The sequence below is a fragment of the Thermostichus sp. MS-CIW-26 genome, from assembly GCF_054059115.1.
Genome location: NZ_JBSSBV010000014.1, coordinates 40,677 through 61,311 on the forward strand (window position 1 = coordinate 40,677; position 20,635 = coordinate 61,311).

The 20,635-nt window shown below is 58.6% G+C and carries 14 protein-coding genes; 6 read left to right on the forward strand and 8 right to left on the reverse strand.

What is annotated here, in order from left to right; all coding sequences use genetic code 11:
* The first annotated feature begins 284 nt into the window (after nt 1-284).
* The gene (locus tag ACVWZU_RS06695; RefSeq protein WP_457444015.1) at nt 285-1,682 is read left to right on the forward strand and encodes a hypothetical protein; all 1,398 of its coding nucleotides are present in this window, start codon (nt 285-287) and stop codon (nt 1,680-1,682) included.
* A gap of 59 nt (nt 1,683-1,741) precedes the next feature.
* Here the strand turns inward: ACVWZU_RS06695 and ACVWZU_RS06700 are convergent, their stop codons facing one another.
* The 5 genes from ACVWZU_RS06700 to psaA all read right to left on the reverse strand — a co-directional run bounded on the left by ACVWZU_RS06700 (nt 1,742) and on the right by psaA (nt 9,865).
* A complete protein-coding gene (locus ACVWZU_RS06700) occupies nt 1,742-3,298 on the reverse strand; it encodes a phytoene desaturase family protein (RefSeq protein ID WP_099812798.1) in 1,557 nt (518 codons plus the stop codon).
* A gap of 104 nt (nt 3,299-3,402) precedes the next feature.
* Entirely contained in the window at nt 3,403-4,596 is a 1,194-nt protein-coding gene (locus tag ACVWZU_RS06705; RefSeq protein WP_457444017.1) for an RNA-guided endonuclease InsQ/TnpB family protein, read from the reverse strand.
* Nucleotides 4,593-5,234, reverse strand: coding sequence for a Uma2 family endonuclease (locus ACVWZU_RS06710; protein WP_414418193.1), 642 nt, complete (start codon nt 5,232-5,234; stop codon nt 4,593-4,595). Before ACVWZU_RS06710 ends, ACVWZU_RS06705 begins: the two co-directional genes overlap by 4 nt.
* Nucleotides 5,235-5,341: 107 nt before the next feature.
* On the reverse strand, nt 5,342-7,576 hold the full coding sequence (psaB, locus tag ACVWZU_RS06715) for a photosystem I core protein PsaB (protein WP_011431693.1): 2,235 nt from the start codon (nt 7,574-7,576) through the stop codon (nt 5,342-5,344).
* A gap of 21 nt (nt 7,577-7,597) precedes the next feature.
* On the reverse strand, nt 7,598-9,865 hold the full coding sequence (gene psaA / locus ACVWZU_RS06720; RefSeq protein ID WP_457444019.1) for a photosystem I core protein PsaA: 2,268 nt from the start codon (nt 9,863-9,865) through the stop codon (nt 7,598-7,600).
* A 327-nt stretch (nt 9,866-10,192) separates the two neighbouring features.
* On the opposite strand from psaA, the gene ureC reads away from it, so the two are divergent.
* The 3 genes from ureC to ACVWZU_RS06735 all read left to right on the forward strand — a co-directional run bounded on the left by ureC (nt 10,193) and on the right by ACVWZU_RS06735 (nt 14,385).
* The gene (gene ureC, locus ACVWZU_RS06725) at nt 10,193-11,911 is read left to right on the forward strand and encodes an urease subunit alpha (RefSeq protein WP_414357699.1); all 1,719 of its coding nucleotides are present in this window, start codon (nt 10,193-10,195) and stop codon (nt 11,909-11,911) included.
* 62 nt (nt 11,912-11,973) lie between these two features.
* Entirely contained in the window at nt 11,974-13,080 is a 1,107-nt protein-coding gene (locus tag ACVWZU_RS06730; RefSeq protein WP_457444022.1) for an ABC transporter ATP-binding protein, read from the forward strand.
* A gap of 45 nt (nt 13,081-13,125) precedes the next feature.
* Nucleotides 13,126-14,385 carry an ABC transporter substrate-binding protein gene (locus tag ACVWZU_RS06735; protein ID WP_457444024.1) on the forward strand — a complete coding sequence of 420 codons (1,260 nt, stop codon included), beginning with the start codon at nt 13,126-13,128 and terminating at the stop codon, nt 14,383-14,385.
* A gap of 3 nt (nt 14,386-14,388) precedes the next feature.
* Here ACVWZU_RS06735 and ACVWZU_RS06740 read toward each other — a convergent pair whose 3' ends face one another.
* The 3 genes from ACVWZU_RS06740 to ACVWZU_RS06750 form a co-directional block, all read right to left on the reverse strand.
* Nucleotides 14,389-17,367 carry an ATP-binding protein gene (locus ACVWZU_RS06740; protein WP_457444026.1) on the reverse strand — a complete coding sequence of 993 codons (2,979 nt, stop codon included), beginning with the start codon at nt 17,365-17,367 and terminating at the stop codon, nt 14,389-14,391.
* Nucleotides 17,368-17,385: 18 nt separating this feature from the next.
* A complete protein-coding gene (locus tag ACVWZU_RS06745; RefSeq protein ID WP_457444028.1) occupies nt 17,386-18,027 on the reverse strand; it encodes an ABC transporter permease in 642 nt (213 codons plus the stop codon).
* Nucleotides 18,028-18,253: 226 nt separating this feature from the next.
* A complete protein-coding gene (locus ACVWZU_RS06750) occupies nt 18,254-19,045 on the reverse strand; it encodes a hypothetical protein (RefSeq protein ID WP_457444030.1) in 792 nt (263 codons plus the stop codon).
* A gap of 215 nt (nt 19,046-19,260) precedes the next feature.
* Between ACVWZU_RS06750 and ACVWZU_RS06755 the strand changes: the two genes are divergently transcribed.
* Complete coding sequence (locus ACVWZU_RS06755; protein WP_011431703.1) at nt 19,261-19,746, forward strand: ureidoglycolate lyase; 486 nt, start codon at nt 19,261-19,263, stop codon at nt 19,744-19,746.
* A gap of 623 nt (nt 19,747-20,369) precedes the next feature.
* Nucleotides 20,370-20,635, forward strand: a 266-nt coding sequence (locus ACVWZU_RS06760; protein WP_457444032.1) for a helix-turn-helix domain-containing protein, incomplete at its 3' end; no start/stop codon positions are given.

The following is a 20,635-nucleotide window of genomic DNA, read 5'->3' on the forward strand; positions in this document are numbered from 1 at the left end:
TCCAGCAGGGATCCAACTCGAGTCTGCAAAACAGGTTTTTGCCCCTGGGCTCCCGTTTGATAAGGGGGGATTGCCTGCTGTTAGTTCTACTGCATCCTAGAGCGTTGTCAAGCGAGCGGCAGAGCAAATGCAAGAAATTGTTCTGGAAATGGCCCATCCCCTAGATATGGGGTATCATAGCCTCGAGCAGGGGTGGCCAGCTTACCTGTAGCGTTAGGGGTTGGGTGCCTTCTCCCCATTTTGTGTGGATTTGCCCAGATTTAAGGTGTGTGAGGAAGTGCCGTATGAACTTCAAAGGTCGCTCGTTGGCGGTTTTGTGTGGAGTCTTGCTGCTAGGCGGCTGCGGAGAAGTTAATGAGTCTCCGACCTTGCCTGGGCCCGTCCAGGTAGATCCGGCTGCCTTTGTCTCGGCCCAAGAGTATCGCTTTACCCCCGGCTCGGTGCTGGAGACCACCAGCCTCCGCTTGGACTATGTCAATCCGAGGTTTGACAACGGGATCCCTGTGCGCACCAACCCCCTCCAAGGCAGCGGTGAAGCTCGCATCGCCAATGTTGAAGCCCGCATCTTGCCTGTGAACGAGATCCCAGCCAGTGACTTGACGATTGACTCCACCCTTCGCTCCAGCACCCTGGCCGTCCAAATTGGGCGAACCACACCGCTGGTGAATCTCATTGCCTTTGGCCCCAACGACGGCAGACTATCTACGCAATTTAGTATCGCCGGGCTGGTTGCAGTTTCAACCCTCCCCAACGACCAGCGCATTCGAGTGAACACAACCTTTAGAGCCGCCAGGGAAGGTACTGTCTTGACTCTCACCGTGCGCCGAATCTTGGTGAATAGGAATGGCAACCAAGTTGTCCTAGAGGGAGATTCTTCTCTCATTGTCCGCACCACGGGGGTACTCTATGAAGATCCTGGCCCAGGTGGCAACCCGTCAGCAGGAAGCTTCGTGAACCCAACAGAAGGAGTATCTGCCATTCTCCAGACAGGTAGTTTCTCCGCGAGCTTTGTGGTGCGGCAGCGGGGGGTTGCGGGCGATGGCACTCCCGAGGACGCCTTGGCTCTCTTTGCCCGCCTAAACTTCCGTCCCAACCAGGCGGAGATTGTCTATCGTCCTGCCCAGGTGGGTACGCAGTCGGTACTGTTTGCTCCGGATCCGACTCGACTGAACATCTTGCCCAATCAGTTGGTTCGCATCCGCCGCCTGTTGAACGGTCGTGTTCAAGCGGAGTTTGATCCGGCCAACACCAGCACAGTTCTCAACTTTGTGCAGGTCAGCCCTCCACCGCGACCTTTCCCCACCCCAATTCCTCAGTTACCTGTCCCTACTCCTGGACCGGGTGCTCCAACAGCCTTTGACTACTTTTTCTCATTACGAACTGAAAGGGAAGAAGGCGGGGGTACTCCAGTTGTTTTGCAGGGCATCGTGCCTGCAACGGGGGATTTCGTCTTCCGCACCTTGGCCGGAGCACAGTTATCAGGGCCGTTTAACCGGCTTGATATTGGTGGGGGAACACAAAGAGGAAATCTGAACCTTGTCTTCGATTCAACGACCTCTGCTGAGCGCATTTCCGGCCAGTGGTTCATAGAACAGGAGTTCCCTACTAACAACCTTGAAGCTAGAGAAGGGGCCATTTTGATCATCCGTGGGTTCTTTGAGGGAACTGAGGTGCGGCTGTAACCCAGGCAACCCGTTTGATCCCAGAGCAGGGATCCGCTCTGGCTTGGCCTTTTCGTCGGTCAGAGCTTGGGTAGATCGCTGAGCACCACCTGTGCGCAGTTGTGGCCAGGGATCCCGGTCACTCCGCCTCCTGGGTGCGCCCCTGAGCCGCAGAGGTAAAGGCCGGGAATGGGGGATCGATAGTCGGCCAGGCCGGAGATGGGCCGCAGGTTGTAGCTTTGATCCGGCGTCATTTCCCCGTGAAAAATGCTGCCCCCCACAAGGCCGAAGCGGGCCTCCAGATCCACGGGCGACAACATCTGCCGTGCGATCACGGCGTTTTTAATGTTGGGGGCAAATTGGGCAATTTTGTCGATTACCCGATCGGCAAATTCTTCCCGCAGGCCATCGTTCCAGTCTCGCCCTTTGGGTTGGTAAGGCACAAACTGGCAGAAGCAGGAGAGAATGTGCTTGCCTGGGGGAGCCATCGTCGGGTCGGTGGGGGATTGGCTGTAGATCTCGATAAACGGATCCCGGGAAGGGATCCCGTACTTGCAGTCATCCCAAGCCCGCTCCAGATAGGCCACCGAGGGAGCAATGTCTACCGTGGCGGAACTGACCACTTCTGGGGGCACTTCAGCAGGGGCCGCCGTGTAGCGGGGCAGTTCCTCCAGGGCCAAGTTGAGCTTGTACACCGGGCCTGAGGTGCGGTAGTGCCGTTCTAGCCGGTCACGCAAGTCTGGGGGCAAAGAGGAGCAGAGTCGCAAAAAGGTGATTTGGGGATGGGCATTGGAGAGAACCGCCCGCGCCCGCACGGTTTCCCCCGATTCGAGGATAACCCCAGCGGCCTGCCCACTCTCCATCAAGATCTCCGCCACTGGAGCAGACGTGCGGATCTCCACCCCTAAGTCCAGAGCTGCCTTGGCCATCGCTTGGGTAATGGATCCCATCCCACCGCGCACATAGCCCCAGACCCCACGCGAGCCAATAGCCCGACCTACCGCATGGACTAGCCAAATGTAGGGCGTACCCGGAGTCATCGGCCCGGCAGAGGTGCCGATCAAAGATTGGGGAGCCATCGCCGCCTTGACTTGCTCCGACTCGAAGAACTCATCCAAGAGATCGGTGGTCGAGAGGAGCATGATGCGGCGGAAATCGTCTTCATAGCCAGCAGCTGCAAAGCGATCCGCCAGTTGCCCCAGTGAAATCGGCGGCTGCATTAAGGTTGGCTCCACCACCTCGTTCACCCGATCCCAAAACTCCTCCCAGCGGTCGTAGGCTTCCGCATCTTTGCGAGAAAACTTGGCAATTTCCGCCTTGCTCTTGGCACGGTTATCGGCATACAGGAAGAGGTGCTGCCCATCCGGGAAAGGCATGAAGTAGGAAGGTTGCTTGGCGTAGACCTCAAAGCCATAGTCCGGCAGGCGCAGATCGCGAATGATCTCCGGTCGCAGCAAACTACAGGAATAGGAAGCCACCGACACGCGAAAGCCCGGGTGAATTTCTTCTGTAATGGCAGCCCCACCAACGGTGTGATAGCGCTCCAGCACCAGCACTTTTTGCCCGGCCTTGGCCAAATAGCAAGCGCTCACCAGCCCGTTGTGCCCGGCCCCAATCACCACCGCGTCGTAGCTCATCGACAATCCTTCTGCAAACGCTTCTCCACCCACAATACTCCTGCCAGCCAAGACTCGATCTGCCGGCAAGGGATCCCTGCCTTAACCGATGGAAAAAACGTAAACTACCCGACCCTGACTGCTTCGCAGTACAGGGCGGGCTTTCGGTAGCCCTGCAGTTGGCAAGCCAACCACGGGCCTCTAGGCTGGTTTACGACAGCCCCAAGCTTGGCAATCATGTTGGCCCCATTCCAGTCCGCATCCCCTTCCCATCCACAGTGCCCACACTTGAACTGCTTCCCACTGCGATAGGATTGCGTAGGATCGGGATGGACGTGCAAACACCGGTGGCAGGTCTGCGACGTGTAGGCAGGCGGCACCAGAATCAAAGCAACCCCTGCACGCAGAGCCTTGTATTCCAGAAACTGCCTCAGCTGGTAGAACGCCCAACTGTTGGCCCTGCGCCGTTCAGCTTTGCTGCGTGGCTGTTGATTGAGCCTTTCCCGGATCCCTGTCAGGTCTTCCAGAGCAATAGCGCTGTTGGTAGCTTTTGCCTTAGAGACAATAGCTTTGGAGATGCGATGATTGACCCACGTTTGAAAGCGTCTTTCCTTGCCAGACAGCCGTTGCAACAGTTCTCTGCATCTGCGCCGCGAACTGCGTGTGCCCTTACTGGCTTTGCGTTGGAGTACCGCCCTCAACCGGGAGTAGCGCTCTCGGACTCTGCTCAACTGCTGTCCATTCCAGTTGTCCCCCTCTGACGTATGGGCAATATCTGTCCTCCCCAAGTCCACCCCGATCACCTTGTCGGTATCTTGTTGCTTGGGTGGTTTTTTCTCTACGCAAATCTGGATGTAGTAGGAGCCGTCTCTGCGCTTGACCAGAGTGGCGGATTTGGGATTGGAGCCTGCCAACTGTTCTCTCTGGTAACGGCCAATCGCCAGCTCAAAGCGCTCTCGACCCTCCACTGTGGTCAGCGACACCGTCCAGTCTTTCTCGCGAAACGAAAAGATACGGGCATCGTAGGTCGCAAAGCCTCTCTTGAACGCTTTGACGGGGCGGTTTTTCTGTCGGGCAACCTTGCGGGCACCGGCCAGCCGTCTGCAGACCTGCTGAGCCAAGTTACTGGACAAGCCGAACCGGGCACGGATTTCGCGGTAGCACAGAGATTGAAGTTTAACGGCGTTGGTGACTTTCTCGGGCGTGTTTTGGTTGACCCAGTTCAACGCCTGCACAAAGGCATCCAAGGTCGCGTCCAACTTTGCGGCCTGCGACTGGGACACCTTGAGCTTACAGGAGACGGTCAGGACTTGGGTCATGGTTCTATCGTAACTTCCGCATTCCTCCCGACACTGACCCTACGGGTACAGTGCGGGGCTCCTGCGATTTCTAGCTGATCCAGACTCAACTCTCCAGCCAGGATCCCTGGGATCCCAACTTTTTCCTTGGGGGTGTAAGCCTCTCTTTTTTGGTAAACTCCCGACTCTATTGGCAAGCTGTACGTCTCTAGGCAGTTCTCTTGCAAGTTCAAGATCCAGTAGTTGGGGATCCCGGCTTTGGCGTAGAGTCCGAGTTTGACTTCCCGATCATAGGTAAGGGAAGAATCAGCCACTTCGATGATGAGATAGATGTCTTCGGGCTGAGGATGCCGAGAGCGGTACTCATCCTGCTGAAAGCGCACAATGGCAAAGTCGGGCTCTGGCTCGTGATTGGGGGGCAGTTGGACCGGATCCTGGGTGCGCACAATAGCTTGCTCCTGCACAAGGCCCACCAACAGTCGGTACAGGCGGCTACAGTAGGCGGCGTGCCTCTCCCCTTTCGTCATCTTTTGAACTAGGAGCCCGTCAATCAGCTCCAACTGATTGGGCTCTTCAATCTGTCCAGACTCAATCAGTCGATGAAACTCCTCAAAGGTATATCGCCTGATATAGGGATCCAATCGGGCGGCTAGAGTCATCGACCAAACTCATCAGACCCTAAACTTCATATCACCACTCTACCAACTCACAAAAAAGGGATCCCTGGACCAGCCGAGGGATCCCTATTCAGCAGGTTATGGGCTTGCTACCCCGACTGAGAGGCTGTCGAGGCGATAACAAAGGCCGCGTAGGTCAGCACGTAACCCACCGTGAAGTGGGCCAGACCCACCAGACGACCTTGGACAATCGACATGGCCACCGGCTTGTCTTTCCAGCGGATCAGCTTGGCCAAGGGAGTGCGCTCATGCGCCCACACCAAGGTCTCGATCAGCTCTTGCCAGTAGCCGCGCCAGGAGATCAGGAACATGAACCCAGTTGCCCACACCAGGTGGCCGAACAGGAACATCCAGGCCCAAACCGCCAGGTTATTCATCCCGTAGGGGTTGTAGCCGTTGATCAACTGGGCGGAGTTGGCCCAGAGGTAATCCCGCAGCCAGCCCATCAGGTAGGTGGAGTTCTCGTTGAACTGGGCAGTGTTGCCGCTCCAAACCCCAAGCTGCTTCCAGTGCCAGTAGAAGGTAACCCAGCCGATGGTGTTCAGCATCCAGAACATGGCCAGGTAGAAGGCATCCCAGGCGGAGATGTCGCAGGTGCCGCCTCGACCCGGGCCGTCGCAGGGGAAGCTGTAGCCAAAGTCCTTCTTGTCCGGCATCAGCTTAGAGCCGCGGGCATCCAACGCCCCCTTGACCAAGATCAAGGTGGTGGTGTGCAAGCCCAGCGCAATGGCGTGGTGCACCAGGAAGTCACCCGGGCCAATGGGCAGGAACAGGGATCCATTGGGATCGTTGATGGCCTGCAGCCAGCCCGGCAGCCACACGTTGCCGTAGTTGGGCCAAGCGGTAGAAGCAAGGCTGTCGGGGTTGGACAACAACACATCCATGCCGTAGATCATCTTGCCGTGAGAGGCCTGGATGAACTGAGCAAACACCGGCTCGATCAGGATCTGCTTCTCGGGCGTGCCAAAGGCTTGCATGACATCGTTGTGGACGTACAGCCCCAGCGTGTGGAAGCCCAAGAACAGCGATACCCAGCTGAGGTGGGAGATGATCGCTTCTTTGTGATCCAGCACCCGCGCCAGCACGTTGTTCTTGTTGGCCTCAGGATCATAGTCCCGCACCAGGAAGATGGCCCCGTGGGCAAACGCCCCCACCATCAAGAAGCCAGCAATGTACTGGTGATGGGTGTAGAGAGCCGCCTCCGTGGTGTGATCCATGGACATGAACACGTAGGGGTTAAGAGCGTACATGTGCTGCGCCACCAGCGAGGTCACCACCCCCAGACAGGCCAAGGCCAGAGCCAACTGGAAGTGCAGGGAGTTGTTGACCGTGTCGTAGAGACCTTTGTGGCCTTCTCCCAGCAGGCCTCCGAAGGGAGTGCCCTTGGGGGGGTTGTGGGCGCCAAGGATCTCCCGGATGCTATGGCCAATGCCCCAGTTGGTGCGGTACATGTGGCCGGCCACGATGAAGATCACCGCGATGGCCAGGTGGTGGTGGGCCATGTCCGTCAGCCACAGGGACTGGGTGTTGGGGTTAAAGCCACCCAAGAAAGTGAGGATGGCCGTGCCCGCCCCTTCTGCCGTGCCCCAGACATGGTTGGCCGTGTCCGGGTTCTGGGCATACACCCCCCAGTTGAGGGTAAAGAAGGGCTTCAGACCTGCCGGGTGGGGCAGAGTGGTAAGGAAGTTGTCCCAGCCTACGTGCTGCCCGCGGGACTCGGGGATGGCGACGTGTACCAGGTGACCAGTCCAAGCCAGGGAACTGACCCCAAACAAGCCGGCCAGGTGGTGGTTGAGACGGGCTTCAGCGTTCTTGAACCAGCTCAGGCTAGGCCGGAAGCGGGGCTGCAGGTGCAGCCAGCCGGCAAACAGAAACACCGCCGCCAACAACAACAGGCCAATGGCACCGGCGTAGAGATCGCCGTTGGTGCGCAGGCCAATGGTGTTGAACCAGTAGTACAGGCCAGAGTAGGCCGCGTTGACGGGGCCGCCGCCCCCCGGTTGGGTAAAGGCTTCCACCGCTGCCTTGCCAAAGTGGGGATCCCAGATGGCGTGGGCGATGGGGGTGACACCCGTGGGGTTGGCTACCCATTGCTCATAGTTGCCTTGCCAGGCGATGTGGAAGACGTTGCCGGAGGCCCACAGGAAGATGATTGCCAGATGGCCAAAGTGGGTGGCGAACAGCTTTTGGTAAAGCCGCTCCTCCGTCATGCCATCGTGGGTCTCGAAGTCGTGGGCGGTGGCAATGCCATACCACAGCCGACGCGTGGTGGGATCGCTGGCCAGGTCTTGGCTGAATTGGGGAAAACGAGTTGCAGTTGTCATGATTCTCTCTTCCTCCTTGCCTTAGCCGAGTGCGCCGAACCGTGCCAGGAAGAACGCCCAGGTGGTGACGATCCCTCCCAACAGGTAGTGGGCCACACCGACCGCCCGACCCTGAATGATGCTCAGAGCGCGGGGTTGAATGGCCGGAGCGACTTTTAGCTTGTTGTGGGCCCAAACGATGGACTCAATCAGCTCCTGCCAGTAGCCGCGACCGCTGAACAGGAACATCAGGCTGAAGGCCCAGACAAAGTGAGCGCCCAAGAAGAGCAGCCCATAAGCCGACAGAGCCGAGCCGTAGGAGTTGATCACCTGCACCGATTGCGCCCACAGGAAGTCCCGCAACCAGCCGTTGATGTTAATGGCGCTGGCCGCAAAGTTGCCGCCGGTGATGTGCTCAATCGTGCCATCGGCGTTGACGGTGCCCCAGATGTCGCTCTGCATCTTCCAACTGAAGTGGAAGATCACGATGGAGATGCAGTTGTACATCCAGAACAGCCCCAGGAACACGTGATCCCAGCCGGAGACCTGGCAGGTGCCGCCGCGGCCCGGGCCATCGCAGGGGAAGCGGAAGCCCAATTTGCCTTTGTCCGGGATCAACCGGGAAGAGCGGGCAAACAACACCCCCTTGAGCAGGATCAGCACCGTAATGTGGATGGTCATGGCGTGGATGTGGTGCACCATGAAGTCCGCCGTGCCCAGCACCATGGGCATCATGGACACCTTGCCACCCACAGCCACCACGTCGCCGCCAAAGATGGGGCTAACCGAGGCGCCCACATAGGGAGCGGTGCTGGCAATGGCCGAAGTGTGCAGCGACTGAATCCACTGGGCGAAGATGGGCTGCAGTTGGATGCCGGTGTCCGAGAACATGTCCTGCGGACGGCCCAGGGCTTGCATCGTGTCGTTGTGGACGTAGAAGCCAAAGGCGTGGAAGCCCAAGAACAGACACACCCAGTTCAGGTGGCTGATGATGGCATCCCGGTGGCGCAATACCCGATCCAACACGTTGTTGCGGTTCACCGCCGGGTCGTAGTCCCGCACCATGTAAATGGCCCCGTGGGCAGCACCCCCCACCACGAAGAAGCCGCCTATCCACATGTGGTGGGTAAACAGGGAGATCTGGGTGGCGTAGTCGATGCCCATGTAGGGGTAGGGGTTCATGGCGTACATGTGCTGGGCCACGATGATGCTCAGGGATCCCACCATGGCCAGGTTGATGGCCAGTTGGGCGTGCCAAGAGGTGGTGAGCACTTCGTAGAGGCCCTTGTGGCCTTCGCCGGTGAAGGGGCCTTTGTGGGCTTCCAGGATCTCTTTAATGGAGTGGCCGATGCCCCAGTTGGTGCGGTACATGTGGCCGGCCACGATAAAGAGCACGGCAATGGCCAAGTGGTGGTGGGCTTGATCGGTTAGCCAGAGGGCGCCCGTTTGCGGATCCAGGCCACCCTTGAAGGTGAGGAACTCCGCGTATTTGCCCCAATCCAAGGTAAAGAAGGGCACCACCCCGCTGAAGATGCCCCAATCCACGCTGGGGAACATCTCCTTCATCAAGGCGGGCTTGAGGATGAACTCGTGGGGCAAAGGCACCTGATCCGCCGGCACGCCCGCATCCAACATCTTGTTGATGGGAATGGCCACGTGGATTTGGTGGCCAGCCCAGGCCAAAGAACCCAGCCCCAGCAGGCCCGCTAGGTGGTGGTTGAGCATCGATTCCACATTTTGGAACCACTCCAGCTTGGGAGCCCGCTTGTGGTAGTGGAACCAGCCGGCGAACAGGCACAGCCCGGCCATCACCAAGCCACCAATAGCGGTGCAGAGGAGTTGGAACTCGTTGGTGATGCCGGCAGCTCGCCAGAGGTGAAATAGACCAGAAGTAATGCGGATCCCTTCGAAGCCGCCGCCCACATCCCCATTCAGGATCTCTTGGCCGAAGATGGGCCAGACCACTTGGGCGCTGGGCTTGACGTTGATCGGATCCGCCAGCCAAGCAGAATAGTTGGAGAACTGAGCTCCGTGGTAGTACATGCCGCTCAGCCAGACGAAAACCACTGCCAAGTGGCCGAAGTGAGCGGAAAAGATCTTACGAGAGACGTCTTCTAAGTCGCTGGTGTGACTGTCGAAGTCATGAGCAAGAGCATGGAGGTTCCAGATCCAGGTCGTGGTCTTGGGGCCACGGGATAGGCTGCGGTCGAAGTGGCCCGGCTTGGCCCATTTCTCAAATGAGGTGGGAACCGGATCCACATCAACCGACACCTTGACCTTCGGCTCTCGCTCCTTTGGCGTAGTTGTCATCAAGAACTCCTCTCTTGCGACAAGGAACGAAGCATCCCTACCCCTTGGCAGAAGATTCCCCCAGGGCAGGACTTACCTGGCATTATAGGTCAGGGTTTGTGAGCCCTCAGTTGCTTCACAATAATTAAACGAGGGATCCCTTGTCCCATCGAGGCTGGAGTCGATTGGCAATTGTTCTTTCGATCATAGATGTAAATATATGTAACGAATTTTCAGCCAACCCAATCCGTTCTCAGGAAGGGTTGGAACTGAACAATAGACAGCAAGGGATCCCCTGGGTGGGGATGTGTGGTAAAACCCTGGCAGCCCTTTTGCAGATACCACCCTATGACCCTAGAGATTCCCCGTCGCCAATACGTCAGCAACTACGGCCCCACCGTAGGGGATCGGGTGCGCCTGGCGGATACCGAACTGATCATCGAGGTGGAGGAGGATTTCACCACCTACGGCGAGGAGATTAAGTTTGGGGGCGGCAAAACCATCCGCGATGGCATGGGGCAATCGCCGACGGCCACCCGCGCCAACGGGGCCTTGGATCTGGTGATCACCAACGCCCTGATCCTGGACTGGTGGGGCATTGTCAAGGCGGATGTGGGCATTCGCGATGGCTACATTGTCGGCATTGGCAAAGCCGGCAACCCCAACATCCAAGCGGGGGTGACGCCGGGCATGGTGGTTGGCCCCAGCACTGAGGTGATTGCCGGGGAAAACCTGATCCTGACAGCGGGCGGGATCGATGCCCATGTGCATTTCATCTGTCCGCAGCTGTGCGAGTTTGCCATCGCCTCGGGAGTGACCACCCTCTTGGGGGGCGGAACTGGGCCGGCCACAGGCAGCAACGCCACCACCTGCACCCCTGGAGCTTGGAACTTGGGCAAGATGTTGCAGGCGGCGGAGGGGTTCCCCGTCAATTTGGGCTTCTTTGGCAAGGGAAACGCGGCTTTTCCCGCAGCTTTGCGGGAACAGGTGGAAGCGGGGGCCTGCGGACTCAAGATCCATGAAGATTGGGGATCCACGCCGGCGGTGATCGACAGCTGTTTGCAAGTCTCGGATGAGTACGACGTCCAAACCCTCATCCACACCGATACTTTAAATGAATCGGCTTTTGTGGAAGATACCATCGCCGCCATCAATGGCCGCACCATTCACACCTTCCACACCGAAGGGGCCGGGGGTGGGCATGCCCCCGACATCATCCGCATTGCCTCCGAGCCCAACGTGCTGCCCAGCTCCACCAATCCCACCCGCCCCTTTACCCGCAACACCATCGAAGAGCATCTGGACATGCTGATGGTGTGTCACCACCTGAGCAAGAATGTGCCGGAGGATATTGCTTTTGCCGAAAGCCGCATTCGCCCCCAAACCATTGCCGCCGAAGACATCTTGCATGACATGGGGGTGTTCAGCATCATCTCTTCCGACTCGCAGGCCATGGGCCGGGTGGGGGAGGTAATCATCCGCACTTGGCAGACGGCTCACAAGATGAAGGTGCAGCGGGGGCCTTTGCCACAAGACAGCAGCCGCAACGACAACTTCCGGGCCAAGCGTTACGTAGCCAAGTACACCATCTGCCCCGCCATCGCCCAGGGCCTCAGCCACGTCATCGGGTCGGTGGAGGTGGGAAAGCTGGCGGATCTGTGTCTATGGAAGCCGGCCTTTTTTGGGGTTAAGCCGGAAATCGTCCTGAAGGGGGGCCTGATTGCCTACGCCCAAATGGGGGATCCCAATGCTTCCATTCCGACCCCGCAGCCGGTGTACCCTCGCCCCATGTTCGGCAGCTTTGGCCGCGCCTTGACCGAGACCAGCCTCCTCTTTGTCTCCCAGGCTGCCCTAGACCTGGGGATCCCGGAAAAACTGGGGATCCAGCGCCGGGCCGTAGCGGTGAAAAATTGCCGCGAGATCGGCAAAGCGGATTTGAAACTCAATACCGCCACTCCCCACATTGAGGTGAACCCGGAGACCTATGAAGTGCGGGCCGATGGAGAATTGCTCACCTGCGAGCCGGCAGAGGTGCTGCCCATGGCGCAGCGGTATTTTCTGTTCTAATTTGGGTGTTCTAATTTGGGAGAGCTTGAGAGCTCCTTGGGAGGTTGACCGGTAACTCAAGCATGGGCCACCTTGTTCTCCGCCACCTCAGCAAGCGCTTCCACAAGGGAGGGATCCCTGTCCTCAGGGATTTGTCTTTGAGCGTGGAGGCAGGGGAGATCTTCGCCCTGCTGGGGCCGTCGGGCTGCGGCAAGTCCACCACCCTCAATCTCATCGCCGGCCTGCTGGAACCGGATCCCTTGCCCTATCCGGGGGAAATTTGGCTGGACGGGATCCCCCTCAACCCTCTGCCGCCGGAACGGCGCGGCGTGACTTTGCTGTCCCAACACAGCCGCCTGTTTCCCCACCTGAGCGTGGGGGAGAATGTTGCTTTTGGCCTGAAAATGCGGGGCATTCCCCGGGCAGAGCGGGAGGCTGCCGCCTGGCGCATGTTGGAGCGGGTGCAATTGCCCGGATTGGCTCAGCGTCGGCCTAGCCAGCTTTCTGGCGGACAAGCGCAGCGGGTGGCCCTGGCGCGGGCTTTGGTGATTCGGCCCAAGGTGCTGCTGTTGGATGAACCTTTATCGGCCCTGGATGCCAACCTGCGCCAAGAGATGCAGGCCCTCATCCTGGAGCTGCAGGCGGAAACAGGGGTGACGACGGTGCTGGTTACCCACGATCAAGCAGAAGCCACAGCCATGGCCCAACGCATCGGCCTGATGTTTGAGGGGCAGCTACACCAGGTGGGATCCCCTGTGGAGTTCTATCAGCAGCCGCGCTCCGAGCGCATTGCCCGCTTTTTTGGCGGGGTCAATTTTTTCGACGCGCAGGCGGAGGGTCACCAGCTTCGCCTCAACAACGGGATCCTCTTGAAAAGCGCCGCGCCACTCCAAGGTCAGGTGCGGCTGACGGTGCGCCCGGAACAGGTGCAGGTGTTTCCCCATCCGCCCGGCTTGGCCGACAATGTTTTCTCCGCTCAAGTGATGGCGGAACGCTTTGCGGGCACCCAGCGACGGCTGACCTTGCAAGCCCCTTGGGGCAGTCTGCAGGCTTGGGTGGCTCCCCATCAGGTGTTTGCGCCGGGGCAGGCAGTGTGGATCCATTTGCCGCCAGAGGCTCTGTGGCCTGTGGGGGTTGGCGGGGATCCCTCACCCCCAGCCCCTTTCCCCAAGGAAGAGGGGAGAGTTTAAGTTGAATCTGAAACCTGAAAGTTGGATGGGGATGGTGGCAAGGCTATGCAACCCAAAAGCGTTTTCTGGAAGCGGCGGCAGGTGTTGGCCGGCCTGGGATCCCTGGGGGCTTGGGTGTTGAGTCAAGGCTCTCCGTTTGCCCAGAATGCCCCCCAGAACACGGTGGATCTGGGATCCCTGAGCTGGGCGGATATTCTGGAGCGGGCGCGGGGCAGCTCTGTCAACTGGGCCATGTGGAGCGGCAGCGAGGCCATCAACGGCTTTGTGGATGGCTGGGTGAAAAGCCAGTTGCAGGAGCGTTATGGCATTCGCTTGAACCGGATCCCGCTCACGGATACTGTTGAAGCAGTCAACAAGGTGATTGGGGAGGTGCAGGCCGGTCTGCGCAGCGGCGGCAGCATCGATCTCATCTGGATCAATGGCAACAACTTCCGCACCCTCAAGCAGGGGAATTTGCTCTTCGGCCCTTTTGCTGAGAAATTGCCCAGCTTGCCCTTCTACGATCCCGCCGATATTGCAACGGATTTTGGCCTGCCCACCGAGGGCTATTCTGCACCCTACACCGGCAACTACTTTTTAATGGCCTATGATGCCGAGCGGGTACCCAATCCCCCCCAGAGCCACGCCGAACTGTTGGCTTGGGCAGAGGCCAATCCAGGGCGATTTACCTACGTGGCCCCGCCGGATTTTCATGGCAGCCGCTTTTTGTTGAGCGCCTTCTACGGTGTGACCGGGGGCTATGCTCAGTACAGCGGGCCGGACTTCGATGCCGATCTCTGGGCGCGACAATCCCCTGCCCTGGTGGAATACCTGAGAAAGCTGGATCCCTTCCTGTGGAGACAGGGCCAAACCTACCCGCCCACCTTTGCCCGCCTGGCGGAGCTTTTTGCCAACGGCGAAGTGTGGCTCATCCCCACCTTTATCGATCAGGTGATCTTACGCAAGGGCAACGGCCAATTTCCCCCCAGCACCACCCCCTATGGGATCCCGGGCACCAGCTTGATCGATCCCTCGTTTACAGCCATTCCCATTAATGCGGCCAATCCTTGGGGGGCGATGGTCCTGGCAGAGGTCTTGGCCAGCCCGGAGGGGCAGCTGGAAAAGTTCAAGCCGGAGGTCTGGGGGGATCTGCCGCTCATCGATGTCAGCCGGTTGTCTGCCGACTACCAAACAGCTTTTGCCCAACTGGAGGCTGCTGCCGGGATCCCCATTCAAGAGGCCATTGCTGGGGCAGTGCCCATCGTGAACTCCGAATACACGGTGCAACTGGAGGCCCTCTGGCAGCAACAAGTCTTGCCGGGATAGGGGTCACCCAGCCTCTCTCTCTTGGGGATCCGACATTGCGGGCAATGGCGGAGCAGGATCCTCACCTTGGGGCAACCAAACTTGGAAATGCGTCCATCCATCCGAGCTGTTGACGGAGATATTCCCCCCCATGTGCTCCACCAGTTGCTTCACCAAAGCCAGCCCCAGGCCGGTGCCGCCGTGCTTCCAGCGATCCGATTGCGGGATCCGGTAGAACTTCTCGAAGATGCGGGGCAGCTCTGCTGTTGGGATCTCGCTGCTGTTGCTGCAGACGAAGAGGATCCCCTCTCCTTCTGAGACAACCCGCAGGTGGATGGATCCCTCAGGGGCCGTGTACTTGATGGCGTTGTGCAGCAGCTCGCGCAGAATGCGCCCCAAGCAGGTGGGGTCGGCCCAAAGCGAGGGGATCCCTGCCTCCAGGTGCAGTTGCAGGTGTTGATGTTTGGCTTGGGCCAAAGGCTGAGCCCCGGCCAGCAAATCTTGTAAATACCGCGGCAGAAAAATATTCTCTGGTTGCAGCAGATACGTCCCGGCTTCCAGCCGTCGCATATCCAGCAGGTCGTTGATGAGCTCGATTTGCCGGTTGCATTCTTTCAGGGCAATGGTGAAGTAATGCCGCTGTTTCTCGGGGTTATCGCGGGTCATTTGCAGCATTTGCAAGGCCATGCGCACATTGGTCATGGGGGTGCGCAGCTCGTGGGAGACGGTGCTGAGGAAATCATCCTTCAGCAGATTCAGCCGCTCCAATTCCTTCACCTGCGCTTGGGCTGCTTGGTACAAACGGGCTTGGCGGATGGCCAGGGCACATAGGTTGGCCACCTGATAGGCCAGTTGAATCTCGTCTTCGGAAAACTCTTGCTCCGGCAGCCGCTCCAACAGCAAAGCTCCCAGCCGCTTCTCTTTGTCCCAAAGGGTGCAGGCCAGCAGCCGCACCCAGCGTCCTTCCTTCCGACAACAGCAGTGGATTTCCCATTTCTGCTGTGAGGAAGAATGGGACTGCAGCAGGCGCAAGAACTCCGGGTCACTGGCGTAGTCTGGCCCATGCAAGGGATCCGCCCTGTCGCCCTGAGCTGCATCAGAAGAGAGAAGGGGGGAGTAGCAGTAGCCGGGGATCCAGGTTGACCCATCTTCTAAAAGCAGCAGGATTTGGCAGCAGGTCAGGCTTAGCGCTTCGGCAAGGGCTCTGACCACTTCTTCAAGAATTTCCCCCTCGTTTAGGCTGACCACCATCCGGCTGCTGAGGGCGCGCAGCACCCCCTCAAAATACAAGGCCTGCTGCAGCTTGGCCGTGCGCAGCTCCACCTGGGCTTCTAGCTCCCGGTTGAGGGCCTGCAACTGCTGTTCTGCCCGTTTCTGCTCGGTGATCTCCCGCCCCACCGATAGGATCTCCACCAGGCGGCCTCGGCTGTCGAAAATGCCCTGATCTACCCAGCTAATCCAGCGGGACTGGCCGTTTTCTCCGGGATACTCCCGCTCGCTGCAGTAGAAAGGATGCTCAGGCGTGAGAGCAGCAAAAGCTTGCAACACCTTAGCCTGCTCTTCTTCCGGCAGCCGATCCCGCCAAGGTTGGCCCACCACCTCCTCTGCCCGCCGACCGAAGAAGCGCAAATAGGCAGGATTGACATAGGTGATGCAGGTATCGGGCCGAAAGCGACAAATGAGCTCCGTCTGCTGTTCCACCACGGCGCGGTATTCTTGCTGCTGCTGCCAGAGACGATCCAGCAGGGCCTGCTGAGCTGCTGCCGCCTGCTGCCAGGCTTTGGTTAGCGTCTGCACCTCCTGGATGGGGCCGGGATCCAAAGGAGGCCAGGGCTGGAAACCGCTGTGTATAAATTGCTCGGCTACTTGGGTGAGGCGGCGCAGGGGACGGGAGAGAGCTTCGCCGAGGAGGATCCCTGTCCCCAGCATGCTCAGCAATAGCCCACCCCCCAGCAGCGCAGCCTGTTGGGCGCCCCGATGGACTTCGGCCAGAAGGGTTGCCTCTGGGATCCCATGCACAAAATAAAAGCCCAGCCTCCCTTTACTCTGGAGGGACTCCACCTCCGCCCAGTAGGGGATCCCGCCAACCACGAGGCGCAGCGAATCTTGGGAAGAGGCCGTCCCCCAGGAGCCCACCTGCTCTTGCACGGCCACCAGCAGCGGATGGGGAGCAGGCCCCGCCGTACTGGCCACCACTTGCCCCTCTTCGTCCAGCAGAAAGCTCACCCCCACAGCAGAGCTGCCTTGTACTCGTTCCAGAAAAGCCTGAAGCTGCTGAATGGACAGGGAAGCCAATAAGCTGCCGTAAACCCGCCCCCCCGAGTCGGTCAGGGATAGGGACGTCAGGATCAGCCGCTCTGGATCCTGGGCAGGAAGCTCCGCAAAAAATCGGGTTACCACCCAAGTGTCGCGGATCCCTTCCGACTGCAGGAGCTGGGGAAACCAGAACAACCGCCTCAAATCCACAAAGCCTAACTGCCTCCTCAGGCCAGTGGGATCCCCTGTCTCTGGATCCCGTTGGCGGCCCTGGGCGGATCCCGGCAAGAGGCCGGGGGTGTGGTAAGTCCAGATCGACCCATCGGCGTGACGGCGGGCGATCACAAACCCCCCTTGAGCCGAGACAAAGCCGACATAGCTGAGCTCAGGAAATGGCTGCAACTGGCGGGCAAAGTGAGCTTCCAGCACCTCTAGATCGGCTGGGCTGGGGGTTGTCAAATCGGGCAGCAGCCCCCCTCTCACTGCCCCTTGATTGAGGGCATTGATCTGAAGGGGAATTTGCAAATATCTGGCAAGATGCTCTTCGGTGCGGTCGGTAACTTCCCGCCTCAGTTGCTCCGTCAAGCGCAGCGCCAGGTGTCGCCCGCCCTGCCAGGAGAGATAGGCCACTCCCCCCACTCCCCCTGCTACTGAGAGCACTAGGGGCAGCAGCAACGCCACCCGCAAAGGAATGGAGCGGAAAGGCCACCGGGATCGCACTTCAGAAGAACCAGAGAAAAACAGCATGGGATCCCTCACAGAACCTCAGGCTTGGGGAGGTTCCAAAGCCCGCTGCAGAGTGCCAAGGCCGATCTCGGCCGCAATAGCCAGAAGGGCCACTGGAACCGCCCCCACCAGCAAGATGGCGTTGTCATAGAGAGCAAACCCCAGGGTGATAAAAGTGCCCAGCCCTCCTGCGCCGATAAACGCTGCTAGCGTAGCACTGGCAATCACCTCAATGGTAGCCGTTTTAACACCGGCCAAGATCACCGGCAAAGCCAAGGGGATCTCCACATGTCGCAACACCTGGGCAGGGGTCATGCCCATACTCAGGGCAGCTTCCCGCAGGGCCGGCTCAAGGCTGCGGAAGGCCACATCCGTGCTAATCAGAATGGGGGGCAACGCCAGAAGGGTTAGGGCGACAACTGCCGAACGAAAGCTGAGGCCGAAATAGGGGATGGCCAAAAACAAAATGGCTAAGCTGGGGATCACCCGCAGGCTGCTAAACGCATTGATCACCACCAGAGAAAGCATCTGGGAGCGGGAGCTGAAAAAGCCCAGCGGCAAACCCGACAGCAGCCCCATTCCCAAAGGCACCGCCACCAGTTGCAGGTGTTGGACGAAAGCTTGAAACAGCATGTCGCTGTGGTTCTGGGCGTAGGCCAGGGAGCGGGCCAAAAGGCTCATCTAGAGGTGTGTGGATGACAGAGGGATCCAAGACAAGCCCCAGTGTAGCGCCGGCAGGCGATCTTGACAGTGCGGAATAGTGCAGAGCGGGGATTTAGCACCAATCAGGGAGATGGGGTCACTCCAATTTCGGTCTCCGACCTGCTAACGCGGTGCAATCAACCTCAACTTTCTCCCAAGGATTAGAACCCACAGCGCCGCCTGCCGACAAAAATAACCATCTGTTTCACTGCCCATCTGAGTTGCCATCTCTATCCTGCTGATCTTTCTCAATCTTGTCTGGATCCCTGTTTGGGGGGTGGTTGGCTTCTCGCTCTTGCAAACGGCGGATTTGCGAGCGCACCTGCAGAGCAATCTGTAAAGCAGCCTCCAGGATTCGCCCCTGTTCGCTGGCCTGCTCGCTCACCTGCAGAGCTGTCAAAGCTGCCAAGTTATCGCCGAAGAACTCGCTCTGCTGCTCGATCAGGTCTTCGTTTTGCCGCAAGATCCGTTCGGTTTTCAAGGCACGGATGAGATCGGCCCGGGTCAGTTTCAGGGCTTCGATCACCTCAGCCCTCTGGGCCAGCTTCACCTCGGGGTTGCCCGCTTCCACCAACTGGTCGTTGACGTGGATGGCCTGGATGATTCGGTTGTAGCGATCCACCTCCCCCAGCAAGTTCAACAGCAGCGGCATGCGACGGCTGCGGAAAATCCAATAGGCTTGGCCCAGGGCGGCAATGGCCGCCAGGATCCCCCATTCCACCAGCCAAGTGCCCCAAGTGGCCTGTAGGCCAGGGATCCAAATCCGCCCCACCAGGGTAAGTAGGGATCCCCCTGTCCAGAAGGTCAAGAAACGCAAGAACAAGTCCAGCGTCAGCAACAAGCGCAGGAGATCCCAGAAGGCGGAGAACTGGCGCAGGCGATCCTTAAAGCGACGAGCAGGCTGAGGCCGATACAACCAAGCCACCGGCACTTGAGAGAGGCTTTCAACTTGAGCTGGGGAGATGATCAGCTCTTGTAAGTCCCGCTGCATCGCCATTTGCTCTGCTGAGGCTGGGAAGTTTTCCCATTGTACTTGCGACCTTGAGCAGCTTGGGCTTGCTCAGGGATCCCTTCCCAGAAGGGAAGCTGCCTGGCCAAGTCTCGATAGAATGGGGTTCGCTGGGCTGTTTGCGTCTTCACGCCCTCGTGCTCACGTTGTAGGGCAACAGTGAGACACAAGACAGCTCGTCAAACGCAAAGGAGAAGAGCAGGGTGACCAGCCAATTGCGCCAACTGAAGGCCCATCTCGCTGAACCGGAAAACTTTGCCCCCTACGGACAGGTCATTTGCCCCACTCCCGATCACAAACCCTTCGACAGTCAAGATGCTCAGTTGTTCTTGAATCAAGGGCAGCCCCGCTTTTACATCATGCGCTTGCCTCGCCGCGGCCTCAAGTTTACTCAGATCACCCACCACATCCGCTGCACCCAGTGCCTGGGATCCCTGAATGGCAAGGAGTGGTTTATTGGTGTTGCACCCCCTGCCGATGAGCTGCACGTGGATCAGATTCAAGCCTTTCGGGTGCCTGGGGATCGCTTTATCAAACTGGAGATGGGTACCTGGCATGCCGGCCCCTATTTTGACCACGAAGAGTTCATCGATTTCTACAACTTGGAGCTGGCCGACACCAACATCACCGATCACGAAACCATAAACTTACTCCAAACCTACAACCTGGAGTTCCAGATCACCCCCTGACAAGCTTTTGGGGATCCCTTATCAATCGGGCAAAAAGCAGCATTGATCACAGCAATCTTTCGCTTGAGCGCAAGAAGAGCATGCCTCTAACCCCCAAAACCCTGAACTTTGCTGAATTTACTGAGCTTTAGGCGGTTTGGCAAAAGTCATTGAGAGGGATATAGTAGACCAAGTTTCCCCCTGATCCTTGAGTCCACCGCAACGGTTGCCGGGAAGTGAAGGGGGAAAGCGCTCGGGGGGTATTCCTCAGGGCTTTGCGGGATACCGCCTTCCTGTTTGGACTCCGTCCCGCTGACGCGAACAGAGATAGGCAGGATGCGATCGCTTCTTTCCTGAACCATGTTCAGGAGAGTTCAGCGTGAATGTATCAGTTGTGGGGATCCGTACTCCACTATGGGTGGAGAGAAAAAGTGGGCTTGGATCCCAGTCCTAGTGGATGTAGCCGACTTGGGTGAGCGTTCCTTGACTTGGGCTTAACAAAGGAGGGGCGCGGGGAGCTATAAGTCCCGCGCTGTATGCAAAGCATCAGCGTCGGGATACATGGACTCCCCGCACTTGTCGATTCTCTCGATGGGATAAGACAAGTATTTACCAGCAGCTATAGCTTGTGGTAAACTGCCACTATGCTGACCATGAACTACACTTACCGGATCTATCCAGATGCCGCGCAGCAGGCCAAGCTGCGGTCGTGGCTTGAGACGTGCAGAGGCGTGTACAACTACGCTTTGCGCGAACTCAAAGACTGGATTGCTTCCCGTAAGTGTCCCATAGACAGATGCTCACTGGAGAAGGAATACATCATTCCTGCCGATGAGCCATTCCCGTCTTATCATCGTCAGCAAAATAACCTACCCAAAGCAAAGAAGCAATTCCCGCATTTGGCCAAGGT

Bases quoted from the DNA above. Each gene is read 5' to 3' on its own strand.
- ACVWZU_RS06695 (WP_457444015.1), top strand. From the start codon at position 285: ATGAACTTCAAAGGTCGCTCGTTGGCGGTTTTGTGTGGAGTCTTGCTG.
- ACVWZU_RS06700 (WP_099812798.1), bottom strand. From the start codon at position 3,298: ATGAGCTACGACGCGGTGGTGATTGGGGCCGGGCACAACGGGCTGGTG.
- ACVWZU_RS06705 (WP_457444017.1), bottom strand. From the start codon at position 4,596: ATGACCCAAGTCCTGACCGTCTCCTGTAAGCTCAAGGTGTCCCAGTCG.
- ACVWZU_RS06710 (WP_414418193.1), bottom strand. From the start codon at position 5,234: ATGACTCTAGCCGCCCGATTGGATCCCTATATCAGGCGATATACCTTT.
- psaB (WP_011431693.1), bottom strand. From the start codon at position 7,576: ATGACAACTGCAACTCGTTTTCCCCAATTCAGCCAAGACCTGGCCAGC.
- psaA (WP_457444019.1), bottom strand. From the start codon at position 9,865: ATGACAACTACGCCAAAGGAGCGAGAGCCGAAGGTCAAGGTGTCGGTT.
- ureC (WP_414357699.1), top strand. From the start codon at position 10,193: ATGACCCTAGAGATTCCCCGTCGCCAATACGTCAGCAACTACGGCCCC.
- ACVWZU_RS06730 (WP_457444022.1), top strand. From the start codon at position 11,974: ATGGGCCACCTTGTTCTCCGCCACCTCAGCAAGCGCTTCCACAAGGGA.
- ACVWZU_RS06735 (WP_457444024.1), top strand. From the start codon at position 13,126: ATGCAACCCAAAAGCGTTTTCTGGAAGCGGCGGCAGGTGTTGGCCGGC.
- ACVWZU_RS06740 (WP_457444026.1), bottom strand. From the start codon at position 17,367: ATGCTGTTTTTCTCTGGTTCTTCTGAAGTGCGATCCCGGTGGCCTTTC.
- ACVWZU_RS06745 (WP_457444028.1), bottom strand. From the start codon at position 18,027: ATGAGCCTTTTGGCCCGCTCCCTGGCCTACGCCCAGAACCACAGCGAC.
- ACVWZU_RS06750 (WP_457444030.1), bottom strand. From the start codon at position 19,045: ATGGCGATGCAGCGGGACTTACAAGAGCTGATCATCTCCCCAGCTCAA.